The organism is Mesorhizobium sp. M0051 (assembly GCF_040323235.1).
Classification (GTDB): Bacteria; Pseudomonadota; Alphaproteobacteria; order Rhizobiales; family Rhizobiaceae; genus Mesorhizobium.
Map to the genome: position 1 here is coordinate 61,724 of NZ_JAMYUT010000033.1, position 17,464 is coordinate 79,187.

Sequence of the window (17,464 nt, forward strand, 5' to 3'; positions counted from 1 at the left end):
CCTTGGCCTGCCGCCCTTTCTGCTTCGATCTCGGTGGTGTCAAAAGATGCTTGAACTTACGGGTATGACGAAGCGTTTCGGGGGTGTGGTGGCGCTTGACGGCGTTGATTTCTCGCTGTTGAGCGGCGAGGTCCATGCCCTTCTCGGCGAAAACGGCGCTGGCAAGTCGACGCTCATCAATCTGATAGCGGGAACCTACGGCTGGACCGAAGGCTCTTGCCGTATCGACGGCCAAACCATTTCCGCGCTGACCCCACAGAAATCCCGCGATGCCGGCGTCGCGGCGGTATTCCAGGAATTCAGTCTCGTCCCCGACCTCACGGTCGAGGAGAACCTGTTTCTTGGACGCGAGATCAAAGGAAGGCTTTTCCTGAATCGGCGCGCGATGCGTGCCCGCGCGGAAGAACGCTTCCGCGACATTGGCTTTCACGTCGAGCTGGACAGCAAGATCGAAACGCTGACCCGGGCGCAAAAGCAGATGGTCGAGATTGCCAAAGGCATGCTTTCGGATGCCAAGATACTCATCCTCGACGAACCGACCGCGTCGCTCACCGACGGTGAAGCGGAAAAACTGTTCGCCGCCATCGCGGGCCTCAAGGCCCGCGGCGTCGGGATCATCTATGTGTCGCACCGCATGGCGGAGATCCGTCGGCTCGCGGACCGTGTCACGGTGCTGCGAGGAGGGCGCAAGATCGACACAGTGGCCATCGCCGCGGCATCCGATGCTGCGCTCATTGAGATGATGGTCGGCCAGCCGGTCGAACGACTTTATCCGTCAATCAGCCAGCGCCCCGCCGAAATCGTGCTGGCGACCAGGGGGATCAGTGTCTCCGGCACCCTATCCGATGCCTCCATCGTGGTCAGAGCTGGCGAAATCGTCGGCCTGGCAGGCTTGGTTGGCTGCGGCCGCAGCGAACTTTGCCGGGCCGTGTTCGGCTTGGAGCGGGTGACGTCCGGTGAGATCGAGCTCCATGGCGCGGTGGTTCGAGCGCCAGTGCCGCACAGCATGTTGCGTGCCGGACTTTGTTACTATCCGGCTGATCGCGGCGCTGAAGGACTGGCCCTCACCCGCCCGGGCCGCGAGAATGTGACCATGGCCGCCCTGGACGATCCGAGACTGTCCCAGGGCGGACTGCTCAAGTCGTGGCGAGAGCGCCGGGCGATAGCCGCGCCGTTAAAGACCCTGGGGCTGCGACCGATGGCGCCGGAACGCGCGGCGTCGTCGTTTTCGGGAGGAAACCAGCAGAAACTCGTGCTGGCGCGCGGTCTGATGCGCCCGGTCTCGGTCCATATTTTCGATGAACCGACGGTTGGCATCGACGTCGGCGCCAAAAGCGAGGTCTACAGGCTTATGAAAAGCCTGGTGGAGAATGGCGCGGCCATTCTGCTGTCATCGTCCGAACTGCCGGAGCTCGTTCACCTGGCCAAGCGCGTCTATGTCATGCGTGAAGGGCGCATAGTCGCCGAACTCAAGGGCGACGGCATCACCGAGGCGACTGTGCTGCGTCACTATTTCGACGCCGAAACCGGCGCCACGGAGGCGGCATGATGCCTGACACGCTGCGGCGCCGTTTTCTGGAAACAGGCGGGATCGTCATCCTGCTTCTGGTCGCGGTCGCGGCCGCGGCCGCGATCATCGAACCGCGTTTTCTGAACCGCCTGAACATCCTCAACGTCCTGCGCAATTTCTCCTTCCTGGCGGTTCCGGCGATCGGCCAGATGATCGTCATGACCACCGGCGGTTTTGATCTGTCGGTCGGCGCCACCATGGCCTTGGCGTCCGTGGTCACGGCCGCGGCGATGGCCGCGATGCCCGACGCGCATGGGCTCCAGCTGCTGATGCCGGTAGCGCTGGCCTTGGCCAGCGGCGCCTGTGTTGGCCTGGTAAACGGCACGCTGGTGGCGCGCCTTTCCCTATCACCTTTCATGGTGACATTGGCATCGTTGTCGATCGTCGCGGGACTTACGCTCTATTACACGCAGGGTATCCCGATCTATGGCGTTTCCGACGCCTTCGTCTATGCCATCGGGCGAGGGCAGGTGCTTGGCCTGCCGCCGGTCTTGCTGCTGGCGATCGTGGTGATCGCCATCGCCATCATTCTGCAGCGTCGGACCGCGCTCGGGCGCCACTTCTACGCCGTCGGCGGCAACGTCGGCGCCGCCCGACTGTCGGGAGTGCGCACACACCATGTGTTGATTACCGCGTATGTGCTCTCCGGTCTCCTGGCCGCACTCACCGGCGTGCTGATCACCGCCCGTATCGGTTCCGGCCAGTCGACGATCGGCGGGACGCTCGGACTGGAGACGATCGCAGCGGCGGTGATCGGCGGCGTTTCATTGCGCGGCGGCTCAGGCCGCGCCGAGAACGTCGCCATGGCGGCGCTGTGCCTGGCGATCATCGCCAATGCGATGAACCTCACGCAGATCGACAGCAAATTCCAGACCCTGGTGCTGGGTTCGGTGCTCATCGGCGCACTGGCTTTCGACCGAATTGTTCAGGGGAGGCGGGCCAATGTCTGATCGTCCAGACATGGCGGCTCCGGTTGTTCTTGACCGCGCTCGCCCGGACATCCGCCAGTTCGCGGCGCAGGCCAAGCTGCCGGGGCTCGTATTCCTGGCCCTGCTGGTTCTCGGTCTGCTCGACCCGCGCATTGTTTCAAGCGGCAATCTCTGGAACATCGCGATCCAGACGAGTTATCTCGCACTGTTTGCCATGGCGCAGACCATGGTGCTGCTGACGCGCGGCTTCGACCTGTCGCTTGGTTTCACCGTCTCGCTCGTCAGCGTCATATCGGCGATGGTGATGACCGGAACCGGCGATATGCCGATCCTGTGGGGAATCGCCGCCGGCCTCGGCGTCGGGCTGCTGATCGGCGGGCTGAACGGCGTCCTCATCGCCGGTATCGGCATCAACCCGTTGGTGACGACGCTCGGCATGGCCAACATTGTCATGGCACTGGCTTCAACCGTCAGCGGCGGCTTTCCCGTGCCGGGCGTTCCCGAGGCCTTCACGGACGCCTTGGCGGAGGGACGGCTGATCGGCATTCCGGTGCCCATCGTGTTCGCCGCGCTGTGTTTCGCACTGCTCTTCCTGGTCTTGCGCTTCACCGTGTTCGGCCGCGGCCTGTATCTCATCGGCGCCAACCCTCGCGCGGCGACGGCGGCGGGCGTTCGAACCGGACGCGTCGTTGCGATCGACTACGTGGTCTGCTCGCTGCTGGCCGCGATTGGCGCCATGCTGCTCACCGCGCGCACCGGATCGGGCGAGCCCAATCTTGGCGGCAACCTGACCCTGGAATCGATAGCGGCGGCGGTGGTCGGTGGCGTGCGCCTGACCGGCGGCGAAGGAGGCGTCACCGCGGCTCTGCTCGGTGCCCTGTTCATCACGGTCATTTCCAACGCCATGAACCTCATGCAGGTCGACGGCTATCTGCAGCAGGTTCTTTTGGGCCTCATCATTCTGGCCAGCCTGATACTGGGCCGCGATTACAAGAAACGCTAACAGCTTCGGACCTTAAATGGCTTATCAAGTCTGCATCGATATCGGCGGAACCTTCACCGATTGCCTGATTTCCGAGCCCGGTGGGAAAATCTCGATCTTCAAATCGCCCACCACGCCCGGCGAATTCGAGAAGGGATTCATCAACGTGCTGCACGTGGCGGCGGCCGGATACGGGCTCGATCCCGCGACGTTCATGACCAAGATCGACTTGATCGTACACGGCTCGACCGTCTCGACCAACGCGCTGGTCGAGCGCAAGACCGTCAAGGTCGGATTGATCCTCAACGAAGGACATCAGGACATCCTCGTCCTGCGCGAGGGGCCGCGCAAGGGCGCCTTCCAGTGGCGGCTCGACTATCCCGAGCCCTATGTCCCGCGCCACCTGACGAAGACGGCGCGGGGCCGCGTCGATGCGCGCGGGCGGGAGCTCACGCCTCTGTCGAGATCCGATGTCGAGGCGGCGATAGCCGACTTCCGGCGCTATGGGGTCGAAGCGATAGCGGTCGGTCTGCTTTGGTCGGTCGTCAATCCCATCCATGAAACAACGGTGCGCGAAATCATCGCGCAGGCATGGCCCGAGATCCCGGTGACGCTTAGCCATGAAGTCAATCCGATGTCGCGCGAGTATAAGCGCATCATCGCGGCCGCTATCGACGCGTCGATCAATCCGATCGTGCGCACCTATATCGAGGACTTGCGGCAAGCACTGTCGCAGGCTGGTTTCCAGGGCGAGCTGCTGCTGGCCAACTGCGTCGGTGGAATGATGCCTCCCGCCGAGATGCTGCGGCGGCCAATCTACAGCGTCATGTCGGGGCCGACGCTGGCGCCGATGGCCGCGCTGGCGCTGAGCGACGAAGCCAATGTCATCGTCGGTGACATGGGCGGCACCACATTCGACGTCTCGGCTTTGCGCGACCACCAGATCATCGTCACCCCGGACAGCATGATCCACGACGACTCGCTGGGGATCGCGAAGGTGGATGTGAGATCGGTCGGCGCCGGCGGCGGGTCGATTGCCTGGGTCGACGATGGCGGCCTGCTGCGGGTCGGACCTCAGAGCGCTGGCGCGCGGCCGGGGCCGGCATGCTACGGAGCGGGCGGCACCGCGCCGACGGTCACCGATGCCAATGTCGTGCTCGGCATCATTGACCCGGATTATTTTCTAGGCGGCCGGATCAAGATCAGCCGCGAACTGGCCGAGAAAGCGGTCGCGAGCATCGCGACGCGGCTCGGCATCCCGCTGCTCGACGCGGCTTACGCCATCCAGACCACCAGCAACCACAACATGGTCGGGGCCATCGAGGAAATCACCATTCGCGAGGGCATAAACCCACGCGACAGTTTCTTTGTCTGCGGCGGCGGCGCGACCGCCATCCACATCGCCGAGATGGCCGACATATTGGGCTTGAAACGCTACATGATCCCGCGCTTCATGGCTGGGTTGAGCGCGTTCGGCGGGTTGATCTCTGATATCACGCGCGAGGAAAGCGCGGTTTTCCTGACCTCGACCCGGCGCTTCGACGCCGCTGGCGTCTCCGACATCCTGGCGCGGTTGAAGGTGTCGGGCGAGGCATTCCTCGAACAGGCCGGCGTTGAGCCCGAGCTGCGGCGTTTCGAGTTCTCCTTTCTTGGTCGCTACGAGTACCAGTCCTGGGAAATCGAGGTCCATTTCGAGGCCAATGAGCCGCGCCTCGAAGCGGAAAAACTCCCAAGTCTCGTCGAAGCGTTTCATCAGATGCACGAACGCATTTATTCGATCAGATCCGACCGCGACATTGTCGAATTCACCAACTGGAAGCTGCGCGCGGTGGGCAAGCGGGCTAATCAGGATGCCTGGAAGGATTTCAGGCTGGCCGACCAGGCGACGGCGCCGGTCGCCAAGACCCATCGGTCAGCTTATTTGCATGAAACCCGGCGGACGAGCTCTCTGCCTGTTTACGACATGGACCAGCTGGGCGCGGGGGCGGCGCTTGATGGGCCATGCCTGGTGGAGGCGACGACGTTCACCGCCTTCCTCAAGGACGGACATCGCGGGCGCGTCGACCCACAAGGCAACATCGTCGTGACCGTCGATTGACACCAACCTTCCCGAGCAAGGCATCATAAAATGAATTCACCTGTCATTCGCCTGGAGACGCCAACGCGCCGCGTCGATCCGTTCCTGATGTCGGTTCTCAAAAGCCGGTTCGAGGCCGTCGTGCGGGAAATGACGCTGGTCGTGATGCGGGCCAGCCGCTCGGCGGTGATCAAGAACGCCCGCGACCTGAGCTGTGCGATCCTGACCTATGATCACCGCCTCGTTTCCACCGAGGACGCGCTGCCGATCCACGTCATGTCGATGGATCTGGCGACCCGTCCGATAACGGAGTTGTTCGACGATATCGCCGACGGCGACATCTTCCTCAACAACTGCCCATACACGGGCGGCACCCATCATGCCGACCTGATCATGGCGATGCCGATCTTTTTCGACGGCAAGCCGCTGTTCTGGGCCGTGGCGCTTTCCCATCACGCCGATACTGGCGCGCCGACGCCTTCGACCTATCTGCCATTCGCCAAGAACGTTTATGAGGAAGGCATCCACTTTCCCTGCGTGCGCGTGGTCGAACAGCACAGGGAGAAGCAGGACATCCTGCGCATCGGCATGATGCGCAACCGTGTTCCAGACATCTGGCTGGGCGACGTGCGCGCCCAGATCGGCGCCTGCAGGACCGGTCGACGCCGTCTATTGGAACTGCTTGAAAAATACGGCCGCGACACGCTGCTGGATTTTGTCGAGGACTGGTTCGACTACGGTGCACGTCGCGCCATGGCCGAAATCGCCAAATTGCCGAAGGGCAAGTTCTCCTACGAGGTCCGCCATGACCCGGTCCCCGGCGTGGCGGAGGAGGGCATCCCGGTCCGGATCACCATCGATGTCGACCCTGAAGCCGGCGAGATCACGGTCGATGTGCGTGACAACATGGATAACGTCCCTGGTGGTCTCAACCTTTCGGAAAACACCTGCACGGGCTCGTGCCGCATTGGCGTCTTCAACAATCTCGACGACGGCATCCCGCACAACGAGGGCGCCAAGAGCCGGATCAAGGTGTTGATGCGGGAGGGAAGCGTGGTTGGCAAACCCCGCTACCCCGTAGGCACCTCGGTGGCGACCACCAATGTCAACGACCGGTTGATCATCGCCGGCAATTGCGTGTTCTCGACGATGGGAGAACCCTATGGCCAGGCCGAGAGCGGCTCGCACCTGCCGGCGGGGATCGGGGTGATTTCGGGCAAGGATCCGTTCAAGGACGGGCAGCCCTACGTCAACCAGGTCTTCATTGGCTACGCCGGCGGCGGCGCGCGTCACGGCTATGACGGCTGGTTGACATATTGCGGGCCGGCGAATGGCGGCCTGATCGCGCTGGATTCCGTGGAGGTGGACGAATCCATGTATCCCATCATCATTGAATCGCGCGGCGTGGTGGCGGATACCCAAGGCATTGGCGAGTTCGAGGGCGCTCCCGCGGTGGGCGGTGTCTTCTATCCCGTCGACCACGAGATGACACTGGTCTACTCGGCCGATGGCACAACTTTTCCGCCGCGCGGCGTGCTCGGCGGCGGTGACGCCAAGGCCAGTCGCAGCGCCAAGCGCGGCACGGACGGCAAGCTGGTGGAATTGCCTGCGTTCCATGAGGAGGCGTGTCGCGCCGGCGAGCGCATCGAGTTCGTTGCCTGTGGCGGCGGTGGCTACGGCGACCCGACCAAGCGCGATGTCCGCCGTGTCGCGGCCAGCGTTGACCGCGGCTGGCTGACGAGCGAAGCGGCTCGCCAATCCTACAAGGTGGCCCTGGTGCTGGACGCCGAGCAGGGCGTCTGGGTCGTCGACCAGGACGCCACCGCGCGCCTTCGGGCGGCCTGAGCCAGCGCGAAGAAGAGGTCGCCAGCAAATGACCGGCGGCTTCGATCACGCCCGCTTGGCGGCCGCGTCCTGCTCGTCGAAATACCGCAACAGGTTCATGCCACCGCGCACGATGTCGCGTTCGATCGCCTTACGCGCCACCTTCTTGTTGCGGGTCCGGAACGCTTCGATCAGCGTCTCGTGCTCCTCCGCACCGATGTAATCGTTCTCGGCCTGCAGATAATACACGTTAAGGATAGGGCCCATCGAGACCCACAGGCTTTCGATCTGGGCGATCAGCATATCCATCTTGGACAGGCGGTAGACGCCGAAGTGGAATTCACGATTGGCGCGACGGGCGCGGTCAGCATCGCCGGACGTTTCGCCGGCCACGAAATCGCGATGGATCTCGACCAGTTTTGCAATGTCCTTCTCCGAAACATGCTCAACGGCGAGTTCGGCCGCTAGTCCCTCGAGCGCGATGCGAATGAGCCGGACCTGCCAGTAACGCGACCGGGTCAGCTCTGGAACGGTGATGAACCGCCCTGACCGCAGTTCCAGCGCCTGCTCGCTGACGAGCCTGAAACAGGCCTCGCGCACAGGCGTGACGCTGGTGCCCAGCCGTTGCGCCAGATCCTGCATCAACAGTCTTTCGCCAGGCCGGAAATTGCCGGCGATCAGGGCTTCGCGCAGCGAGATATAAGTTCTCGCCGACAGACTGCCTTGCTCGATTGGCTGCATCGTGCTCATGGTCCACCGCTGCAATCTTGGCCGCACCGAATCGACAACGGATAGTGCGAGACGCTCTTATATCCTATAAGTCCGTTGCGAAACATGGCTAGGAGCTGGCGGGTTTCCCAGCGGAGAGCTTGCGCAGAATTGTCTCGATGATATCCAGTGACTTCTCAATCGTGGCCCGGTCATGGCTCCCTGACAGGTAGAGACGCTTGAGCGGAAGCGGCTGACCGATCAGCCGGTTCGCCACCATCTCTCTGCGGAATGCAAGATCGAAAACATCGTCGTTGCCCAGCAAGTCCTGGTAGTCGCGGTAAGGACCGCTGAGGAAATAGATCAGCCAGACCGAGCCAAACCCGGCGCTCTGCGCGGGCAGGCCGAGGCGATCGATAATGCCATCCAGCTGCGTGCGCATGAAAGCGCCGAGGGCAAACAGGCGGTCGTAGAAGCCTGGTTTCGACAGCTCCTCGATCGTCGCCTGCATGGCGGCGAGCGTCCACGGCGTGCCGTTGAAAGTACCGCCCATGAACACGGATCCTTCCCCGGTCCGGCCGACGAGCGCCATGAGATCGCGACGACCGGCCACCACGCCGACGGGATAGCCTGATGAGGCCGCCTTGCCGAAGGTCGCGAGATCAGGCGTGACGTCGGCGATCGACTGATAGCCGCCGAGCGCGTGGCGAAAGCCGGTGATGACCTCGTCGAAGATCAGCACGACACCATGATCGCTGGTCAGGCGACGCAGCTCGCGCAGGAAAACATCCGTCGCGATCACCGACCCCATATTGTGAGCGATTGGCTCGATGATGATCGCCGCGACATCGCCTGGATTGGCTTTGAGATAATCCTCGACGGCGCCGGCATCGTTGTAAGGCAGCACGATGGTGTGACGGGCGGCATCCTCGAGGATGCCAGCACTGATGGGATCGTACTTGCCGATCGCCTGCGCGTGCGACTGTACGTTCATGGCGACATAGTCGTGCCAGCCATGATAGCCGCCTTGGAACTTGATGATGCGCTTGCGACCGGTGGCGGCACGGGCAAGGCGCAGGGCATGATAGGTCGCCTCCGATCCGGAATTGCAGAAGGCGACGAGATCCGCGCAAGGGATGCAGTCGACCAGCGCCTCCGCCACCTCGATCTCCAGCCGCATCGTTCCCGCGCCGACAAGATCGATGTCCTGGGAGACCGCAGCGATGCGTTCACGCACCGCCGGATGACAGTGGCCAAGCACATTGGCGCCGAAGCCGCAGTGGAAGTCGGTGTACTGGTGTCCATCGACGTCGTAGAGAAACGCACCCTGCGCCCGGGCAAATACATGCGGCGCGCCGAGCCTGCGGCTCGGGCTGAGCAATCCGTCCGGCATCACCGCACCGGCGCGCTCAATGAGTCGGGCGGTGTTATTCTGATCGGTCATCGGAATGTCCGTGCATGGCTATGGTTGTCCGCCGGCTCAGCCGAGGGCTTCAAGAACGGTGGCCTCGATTCCCGCCGCGTCCAGCCGGTAGTGCTTGTAGAGATGCGTTGGCGGCGCAATCAGGCTGTATTCGTCGCGGATGCCATGGCGTATCAACCGTGCCGGGCTGCCCGCCTCCGCCAGGATTTCCGCCACGGCGCCGCCCAGACCGCCCAGGATATTGTGTTCCTCGATGGTTAGAATGAAGCGGGAGTGAGCCGCGGCCGAGAGCACTGCCTTCGTATCCATTGGCTTCACCGTATGCATGTCGATCAGTCCGACGGATTTGCCCGCCGCGCGCAGCGCGCGGTAAGCCTCCCTTGAGGGATGGACCATCGAGCCACAGGCGATGATGGTCAGGTCCGATCCTTCGCCGTGAACGATCGCCTTGCCGAACTGGAAGTCGACGCCGTCGTCTTCATAGACCAGCGGTTCCTGGCCGCGGCCAATGCGGAAGTAGATTGGCTGGGCATGATTGACAGACGCCTTGACGGCGGCCGCCAGTTGCGGGCCGTCAGCCGGCGCGACGACCGTGAGGTCGGCGATGCTTCGCATGATGGCAAGATCTTCCGTCGCATGGTGGGAGGTGCCGTAGAAGCCGAGTGAAATACCGGCATGATGACCGATCAGCCGCACCGGCAGCGCCGAATAGGCGACGTCGGTTCTGATCTGTTCGCAGCACAGCAGCGCCAGGAAAGAAGCGAATGTAGCGACGAACGGCATGGCGCCGGTGCTGGCCATGCCGGCAGCAGCCGAAACCATGTTCTGCTCGGAAATGCCAAATTGCGTGAAGCGTTCGGGAAAGCGTTGCGCGAACCGCACCAGCCCGTTGGAATATTGAAGGTCGGCCGTACCGGCCACGACCGGATAACCGTCTTCGACCAGCTCAATGAGCGCGTTGGCCAGGTAACTCAGGCCAGGCGCGCGCGCGTTGATCTGGCGGTACTGCCAGGAGTTGGTATCGATCGGGCCGTTCATTGTGTTTTGCCTCCACGCTTGATCTCTTCGGCGGCCAAGGCCTCGTCCGATGGCGCGAGATAGCCCAGATGCCAGCCGGGCTCGGTTTCCATGTAACCAACGCCCTTGCCTTTGGAGGTCTTGGCAATGATGCAGACGGGCCGGGTGCGGTCTGCCTCGGCCTTCAACTGTCGCAGCAGCGTCGCGAGAGCGACGACGTCGTGCCCATCGACCTCGTGCACCTGCCAGCCGAACGCCGCCCATTTGTCGGCCAACGGTTCGATGCCGATGATGTCGTCGACCTGCCCGTCGAGCTGGTATCCGTTGCGGTCGACGATGGCGATCAGATTGCCGGCCTTATGGTGGGCGGCGGAGAGCGCCGCTTCCCAGACCTGGCCCTCCTGCATCTCGCCGTCACCGATCAGGACATAGACATCGAAGCGCCGGTTGGCCGCACGGCCGCCAAGCACCATGCCGAGGCCGCCGGACAGGGCATGGCCGATCGAGCCGGAGCTGAAATCGACGCCGGGCACCTTGCGCATGTCGGGATGATCGCCAAGCGGATTGCCGAGCCGGGTATAGCCGTCGAGGACGTCCTTGGAGAAGAAGCCCCAGTCGACCAGCAGCGGATAAAGGCCGACCGCGGCGTGCCCTTTGCCCATAAGGAAGCGGTCGCGGTCCGGCCATTGCGGCTCGCCGCGCCTCAGCCGCATCGCATCGTAGTAGAGCGTGGCGAATATTTCCGCGCAGGAGAACACCGACGAATAGTGGCCCACCTTGGCGATCTGGATGAGGCGCAGCGTCTCGAGCCGGACGAACTCTGCCCTGTCGCGCAACAGGGCGATCCGCTCCGCGTCGGGTGGCAGGGTGTTGTTTGAAGGAGTGGGTGCGTTGGCCATTGGACGTCACTCTCGGGATCATTTTTTCTCGACAACTTATAAGTTATAAGATATTCCTCGCCGAAGCAACCGCCTATCTGGTCGCAAGGAGAATTTTGATGAACAACGAATCGCGCGTGCTGGACATGGCCAGGCACTTTCATTCCCAAACGGATCCACGCCTGCATGAGGATCATGGTCCGTTGACGATCGTGGCCGGCGAAGGCGCGACCGTCACGGATGACGCGGGCAACCGCTATATCGAGGGCATGGGCGGACTCTGGTGCGCCTCGCTTGGCTTCAGCGACAGCCGGCTGGCTGTCGCTGCTGACCGCCAGATGCGCAAGCTCGCCGTCTACCACACCTTCAACCACCGCTCGAACGAGCCCACCGTCGAACTCGTCGAGCAGCTTACCGCGTTGGCGCCGTTCGACCACGCGCGCGTCTTTCTGGTCGGCTCCGGTTCGGAAGCCAATGATACGATGATCAAGCTCGCCTGGTATTACCAGGCCGCGCGGGGACGTCCGGAGAAACGCAAGATCATCAGCAGGTTTGGCGCCTTCCACGGCAGTACGATCATGGGCGCGGCGCTGAGTGGGCTGCCGCACATGCACAAGTCCTTCAACCTGCCGCCGCTTCCCGTCATATTCGCCGCGCGGCCGTTCCACTATCTCGACGGTCTGCCGGGCGAGGCGGAGCATGACTACGCCACGCGCCTGGCCCAGGAACTCGAGGCCCTGATCCTGGCGGAGGGGCCAGAGACGATTGCCGCGATGATCGCAGAGCCAGTCATGGGCGCCGGCGGCGTGCTGGTACCGCCGGAGAATTATTTTCCAAAGGTTCAGGCGGTGCTGCGCAAATACGACATCCTGATGCTGTCCGACGAGGTGGTCTGCGGTTTCGGACGCACCGGAAATTGGTTCGGCAGCCAGACTTTTGGCATGGAACCGGACATGCTGTCGGTCGCCAAGGGGCTTTCATCCGGTCATCTGCCCATTGGCGGCGTCATTATCTCCGACAAGGTCTACCAGTGCGTCGCCGACGAGGCCCACAAGGTCGGCGTGTTCGGCCACGGTTTCACCTATTCCGGCCATCCGGTGACAGCCGCCGTCGCCGCCGAGGCGATCAGGATCTACCGCGAGATCGATCTCGTGAGCCAGGCGCGCCGTCTCGGCGATTATCTGCATGCAGCGCTCGCGGACGCGCTCAACGACCATACACTGGTCGGCGAGGTCCGCGGCCGCGGTTTTATAGCGGGGATCCAGATCGTCGAGGATCGCGCCACCCGTCGCGCCTTTGCGCCGGAGCTGCGAATTGGCACCGATGTCGAGCGGCGGTGCCGCGAGCACGGAGTCATGATCCGCAACATGGGCGACGTGCTGGCAATCTGCCCGCCCTACGTCATCGCCCCTAAAGAGATCGATTACATGGTTGATGGCATTCGCGCGGCTCTTGATGATACCGCGGCGGCCCATGCGCGGACTGACCAGTCGGCATGAACCCGCCCGGCGAGGCGGCGAGACGTCGCTGGAGGGGCCGGCCGCGCGAAAGGCGCTTGGGCAAGCGCGAGCCGCAGCCAGCATACAGGATCCTGATTGTCTTATCCGAACGGAGGCCAGACCATGCTTCAGAAAACCAGCCATTTCATGCGCCAGGCCAATCTCATCAACGGCGAGTGGGTGCAGGCCGACAGCGGACTGACGGTCGACGTCAACAACCCGGCCACCGGCCTCAAGATCGGCACCGTGCCGAAGTCGGGCAAAGCCGAAACCCGCCGCGCCATCGAAGCCGCCGCGGAAGCTTTCAAGACCTGGCGCAAGACGACCGCGCTCGAGCGCTCGAAGCTGCTGCGCAAGCTGCATGACGCGATGATGGACAATCAGGACGTGCTGGCCGAACTGCTCACCATCGAGCAGGGCAAGTCGCTGTTCGAATCGAAGGGCGAGATCGGCTCGGCCGCGGCCTATATCCTCTGGTTCGCCGAGGAAGGCCGCCGCACCTATGGCGACGTGGTGCCGTCACCCTGGGCGGATCGCCGCATCCTAGTGACCAAGGAGCCGGTCGGCGTCATCGCCGCGATCACACCGTGGAATTTCCCGTCCTCGATGCTGGCCCGCAAGCTCGGTCCCGCACTTGCCGCCGGTTGCACCGCGGTCGTCAAGCCGGCCTCGCAGACGCCGTATTCCGGCCTTGCCTGGGGGGCGCTTGCCGAGGAAGTCGGCTTTCCCAAGGGCGTCGTCAACATCCTGACCGGCGCCGCCGGCGAGATCGGCGACGAGATCTGCGCAAATCCGCTGGTGTCGAAGATCACCTTCACCGGATCGACCGAAGTCGGCAAGCTTCTCATTCAGAAGTCGTCCGTCACCGTCAAGAAGGTGTCGATGGAACTCGGCGGCAACGCGCCGTTCATCGTCTTCGACGACGCCGATCTCGAGCGTGCCGTCGCCGGCGCGATCACCGCCAAGTATCGCAATTCCGGTCAGACCTGCGTTTGCACCAACCGCTTCCTGGTTCAATCTGGCGTCTATGACAAATTCGTCGAGAAGCTCGCTGCCGCCAGCAACGGGCTGAAGGTCGGCTCCGGGCTCGAGGACGGCGTGCAGCAGGGGCCGCTGATCGACGAGAAGGCGGTCGAGAAGGTCGAAGAGCTGATTGCCGATGCGACGTCCAAGGGTGGCAAGGTTGTCGCCGGCGGCAAACGCCATGCGCTCGGCGGCTCGTTCTTCCAGCCGACCGTCATTGCCAACGCGACACCCAAGATGCGCTTCATGAAGGAAGAGATTTTTGGCCCGATCGCCCCGGTGTTCAGGTTCGAGACCGAAAAGGAAGCCATCGCGCTCGCCAACGACACTGAGTTCGGCCTCGCCTGCTATTTCTACACCGGTGATCTCGGCCGCGCCTTCCGCGTGATGGAAGGACTGAAATACGGCATGGTCGGGGTCAATGAAGGCCTCATCACCACGCCGGAGGCACCGTTTGGCGGCGTCAAGGAATCCGGCCTCGGCAAGGAAGGCGGACATCAGGGCATCGAGGATTACCTCGATACCAAATATGTCTGCATCGGCGGCCTCGGCTCTAGTGCGCCGGCTTTTCCCGTGTCTCAGAACGCGGAATGACGAACCCGCCGGTGATCCGGTGGAAAATCTTTCCGGTTCCGAGGAGAAGTGACCTAAGATCGTGAGCGCCCTATGCTCTTACGTTTCCGGAAAAAGCTTCCGGAAACAGCGCGTCCAGAGCGTCCGCCGGAAAGCGTAGGGACACTGGGCCCTTTGGCGTTTCCGACGCCAATAGTCCGAGCGCGATTACGTCATTGAACACTCGACGCGCCGTACGTTCGGGTAGTCCGCTAATACGGGATGCCTCGCCGCGGTCAAACTCACCGCGCGTGAGCGCTTCCTCCACGAGGCGGCCGGCTTCGGGCTTCAGACCACTGCGCTCCACATGCCGATACAGCCGCTTGGCCAACGTGTCGAGATCGAACAGTCCGGTCATGAAGCTCACCTGATCGATACACACCTGCAGGAACCATAAGGTAAAATCGCCGAGTGCGCGTTCGGAGAGGTTGCCACGTCCGTCGAGATCACCCTGGCGGGGCATATCGGCATGATCCATCATGCTCTTGTAATCCGTTCGGCTTTTCACGCCACGTGCCAAGCCTCGTGAGATCGACCACAGCCCGTGCGCGGCGATCCCGGCCTGAGGGCCATGGCGTGGCTCATCAATCGGCTGACGCGTCCGTTGCCGTCCGGAAACGGGTGAATGTAGTTGAAGCGGTGATGCGCGGCAGGAATGGTCAGGATGCGTCCGGCCTTGCCCAGCTTATCGAAGCGATAACGCATGGCAAAGTATTGCATGAAATCGTTGACGCGATCGCTCGAAGGCGGTTCATGCCGGCCGATGGCGACATCATGCTCTGGCTTCGATCGCCACTCACCTGGCGCCGTGACGAACTCACGGCCGGCACCCTTGATGGTCAGCATGGGCGCTTCGGCATCGCGATAGAATTCCGCGTGCAGCCATCGAAGAAAACCTACCGATGCCGGTTCCGGCAACTGCCCATCGGCAGCCAGGCGGTCGATCTCGGCTTGCAGGCGAACGTGCGCGGCCGCCTCGAGCTGCAGATTGCGGCGGTTCTCGTCTCGATCGAAATTTCCGACCAGCGCCCGTTCGATGTCGCGCGGGCGCGTATCGTGGCCTTCGATCAGGTTGCTGTAGTAGGTGTTCATGATGCGCACGAGATGGGCGAGGTTGGCTGCGGTACGCGAGTGCAGGCTTTTGCCCAAAACAGCCGACGTCGCCGACAGCTCTACCAGCGCATCCGAGATAGTTTCGGATACATCGGGTAGGCGTGCCGGTTCGATGCGCTGTACGCTCTCTTCCATATTGGCCGATCTTGGGTTCCGCCAAATGCCTGATTATAAACATAAATTTTCAGTTGACCAGATTGTTTGGCCGATCTTCTGGCCGATCGTCGGCATGCGGACTTGCGGGCCTCGGCACTGCCACCGCTGCCAGGCTTGGACACAAATCGATGCTGCCGATGATGATCATGGCCGATGTTCGGCAGGCCTATCGCACTGACAACTATGCACAAACCGTAATTGAGGGAGCCATCTGGCCGATGCTTTGGCCGATCTATGACGATCGGCCGGACTCAGACAGGTTCGAGGTGGAAAACAGGCAGCTTTAAACATGGTTCTGCCTCGGCCAGCGCAAGATTCGCCTGGAGGCTCGCTTATGCTGTGTGAGCTTGTTCTCTCGCGCCCGAATTCCCCATGGATGGCCCAAAAGCAGGCGATCCATTTGTCATTTTTAAGTGCGTCGGACTGCCAGTTGATCGCGTTCTGACCCGACTGGGAGTTCAAGTTTGACCTGAAACTGACCGGGTGCTGGATGGCAGGCTTCATCCCCACCGGTCTGATATGAAACAACGTCCGGCCCCGAGGCTAGGCTGCAATCTCTTATGGCTTCTATGCGCCGTTCTCTTGGAGTGTTGCGGGCTTGATCTGCTCAACCTCGGAGCTCAACGCTTCACGGCGTTAGGATGAGCGTTCGAGGCGCAGGATTACTGCCGACACTGCTCTTCTTGTTCGCATTGGGCAGTTCCCGTTGGAAGCTTCCATCTTGCCGACTGCTGAGTTTGGAGTGGCCGTAGCTGTGAAATCGAAGAAGCCCATAGGCAACGTTTGCAGCGACGCTACTGAGAGCTGGTCACCGGGAGAGCCGAAGGTAGAACGAAGTTGTCTCGTTGAGCTTGTATGTGGCGCCAGCATAGAAGGCCCAGTTCCCACCTCAAGGCTTATACAAACCGCCACCGTTAGAGCGGGATGAATTTAGGTTGGGCATAGCCAGCCTCGGTGAAGTAATTTCGGCATTCGGTTGACGTGACCTCGCCGAGGATTTGGCCGATGGCGTCACAGACGGTTTCGACTGTTCGCTTGGCAGCCTTGCGCAGCCAGTGCTTGAGCTTGGCGAAGAGCTTCTCGATAGGATTGAGGTCGGGCGAGTATTTCGGCAGCAAGAACAGCCTGGCGCCGGCTGAGCGAATGGCGCGGCGCACGGCCTTGCCCTTGTGTGAGCCGAGATTGTCCATGACGACGATGTCGCCTGGCTTGAGGGTGGGGACGAGAACCTTGTCGACATAGAGCTGGAAACGCTCGCCGTTGATCGGTCCGTCGATGAGCCATGGTGCATCGACACGGTCATGGCGCAGGGGACTGTCAGGAATTTTGTGCATGAGGCCGGTTCTCGTCATTGGCTGACGAACCTTTCGCCGAAGACGACGGCGAACTGTGTCCTTGCCTCGAACCACTCGCGCGGGGCGCGTTTCCATTCCTCGGCGGCGTGGTTCAGCACCAGATATAACAGCTTCATTGCGGCATCGTCATTGGGAAAGTGGCCACGCGTTCGCACGGCGCGCCGCAGCTTTGAGTTCAGCGCCTCGATGGCATTGGTGGTGTAGATGATGCGGCGCACGCTTTCGGGGAATGCGAAGAATGGCACGACGTGCTGCCAGTTGCGCCGCCAGCTCTGGGCGATTGCCGGATAACGTTGGC

At 62.4% G+C, this 17,464-nt stretch carries 15 protein-coding genes and 1 pseudogene; 8 read left to right on the top strand and 8 right to left on the bottom strand.

What is annotated here, in order from left to right:
* Positions 1–46: 46 nt before the first annotated feature.
* The 5 genes from NKJ90_RS27465 to NKJ90_RS27485 are packed head-to-tail and all read left to right on the top strand — an operon-like array spanning position 47 to position 7,403.
* A complete protein-coding gene (locus tag NKJ90_RS27465) occupies positions 47–1,549 on the top strand; it encodes a sugar ABC transporter ATP-binding protein (protein WP_352487238.1) in 1,503 nt (500 codons plus the stop codon).
* Entirely contained in the window at positions 1,549–2,520 is a 972-nt protein-coding gene (locus NKJ90_RS27470; protein WP_352487240.1) for an ABC transporter permease, read from the top strand. Before NKJ90_RS27465 ends, NKJ90_RS27470 begins: the two co-directional genes overlap by 1 nt.
* Positions 2,513–3,502: an ABC transporter permease gene (locus NKJ90_RS27475; protein WP_031258573.1), complete on the top strand. Its 990-nt coding sequence runs from the start codon at positions 2,513–2,515 to the stop codon at positions 3,500–3,502. The genes NKJ90_RS27470 and NKJ90_RS27475 overlap by 8 nt, the downstream gene beginning before the upstream one ends.
* A 16-nt stretch (positions 3,503–3,518) precedes the next feature.
* A complete protein-coding gene (locus NKJ90_RS27480; RefSeq protein ID WP_023768621.1) occupies positions 3,519–5,579 on the top strand; it encodes a hydantoinase/oxoprolinase family protein in 2,061 nt (686 codons plus the stop codon).
* Positions 5,580–5,609: 30 nt separating this feature from the next.
* Positions 5,610–7,403 (top strand): hydantoinase B/oxoprolinase family protein, encoded by a 1,794-nt coding sequence (locus tag NKJ90_RS27485; RefSeq protein ID WP_352487241.1) that lies wholly within the window; start codon positions 5,610–5,612, stop codon positions 7,401–7,403.
* A gap of 45 nt (positions 7,404–7,448) precedes the next feature.
* On the opposite strand, the gene NKJ90_RS27490 is transcribed toward NKJ90_RS27485, so the two are convergent.
* The 4 genes from NKJ90_RS27490 to NKJ90_RS27505 form a co-directional block, all read right to left on the bottom strand.
* The gene (locus NKJ90_RS27490) at positions 7,449–8,132 is read right to left on the bottom strand and encodes a GntR family transcriptional regulator (protein ID WP_023737066.1); all 684 of its coding nucleotides are present in this window, start codon (positions 8,130–8,132) and stop codon (positions 7,449–7,451) included.
* Between the two features lie 88 nt (positions 8,133–8,220).
* Entirely contained in the window at positions 8,221–9,534 is a 1,314-nt protein-coding gene (locus NKJ90_RS27495) for an aspartate aminotransferase family protein (protein ID WP_352487242.1), read from the bottom strand.
* Positions 9,535–9,570: 36 nt separating this feature from the next.
* Positions 9,571–10,551, bottom strand: coding sequence for a transketolase family protein (locus tag NKJ90_RS27500; protein WP_023749425.1), 981 nt, complete (start codon positions 10,549–10,551; stop codon positions 9,571–9,573).
* The gene (locus tag NKJ90_RS27505) at positions 10,548–11,429 is read right to left on the bottom strand and encodes a transketolase (protein ID WP_352487243.1); all 882 of its coding nucleotides are present in this window, start codon (positions 11,427–11,429) and stop codon (positions 10,548–10,550) included. Before NKJ90_RS27505 ends, NKJ90_RS27500 begins: the two co-directional genes overlap by 4 nt.
* A 98-nt stretch (positions 11,430–11,527) precedes the next feature.
* On the opposite strand from NKJ90_RS27505, the gene NKJ90_RS27510 reads away from it, so the two are divergent.
* Both NKJ90_RS27510 and NKJ90_RS27515 read left to right on the top strand, forming a co-directional pair.
* The gene (locus NKJ90_RS27510; protein WP_352487244.1) at positions 11,528–12,907 is read left to right on the top strand and encodes an aminotransferase; all 1,380 of its coding nucleotides are present in this window, start codon (positions 11,528–11,530) and stop codon (positions 12,905–12,907) included.
* Between the two features lie 123 nt (positions 12,908–13,030).
* Entirely contained in the window at positions 13,031–14,524 is a 1,494-nt protein-coding gene (locus NKJ90_RS27515; protein WP_352487245.1) for an NAD-dependent succinate-semialdehyde dehydrogenase, read from the top strand.
* 70 nt (positions 14,525–14,594) lie between these two features.
* Here the strand turns inward: NKJ90_RS27515 and NKJ90_RS27520 are convergent, their stop codons facing one another.
* Both NKJ90_RS27520 and NKJ90_RS27525 read right to left on the bottom strand, forming a co-directional pair.
* Positions 14,595–15,023 (bottom strand): Fic family protein, encoded by a 429-nt coding sequence (locus NKJ90_RS27520; RefSeq protein ID WP_352487246.1) that lies wholly within the window; start codon positions 15,021–15,023, stop codon positions 14,595–14,597.
* Positions 15,024–15,046: 23 nt separating this feature from the next.
* Positions 15,047–15,790 (bottom strand): Fic family protein, encoded by a 744-nt coding sequence (locus tag NKJ90_RS27525; RefSeq protein WP_352487248.1) that lies wholly within the window; start codon positions 15,788–15,790, stop codon positions 15,047–15,049.
* Between the two features lie 149 nt (positions 15,791–15,939).
* Here NKJ90_RS27525 and NKJ90_RS27530 point away from each other — a divergent pair, with 149 nt between their 5' ends.
* The gene (locus NKJ90_RS27530) at positions 15,940–16,098 is read left to right on the top strand and encodes a hypothetical protein (RefSeq protein WP_352487249.1); all 159 of its coding nucleotides are present in this window, start codon (positions 15,940–15,942) and stop codon (positions 16,096–16,098) included.
* Between the two features lie 627 nt (positions 16,099–16,725).
* Here the strand turns inward: NKJ90_RS27530 and NKJ90_RS27535 are convergent.
* Together NKJ90_RS27535 and NKJ90_RS27540 are read right to left on the bottom strand one after the other, a co-directional pair.
* Positions 16,726–17,121: pseudogene (locus NKJ90_RS27535) on the bottom strand (transposase); the annotation flags it as partial.
* Between the two features lie 38 nt (positions 17,122–17,159).
* Positions 17,160–17,464, bottom strand: a 305-nt coding sequence (locus NKJ90_RS27540; RefSeq protein WP_352487251.1) for a transposase, incomplete at its 5' end; no start/stop codon positions are given.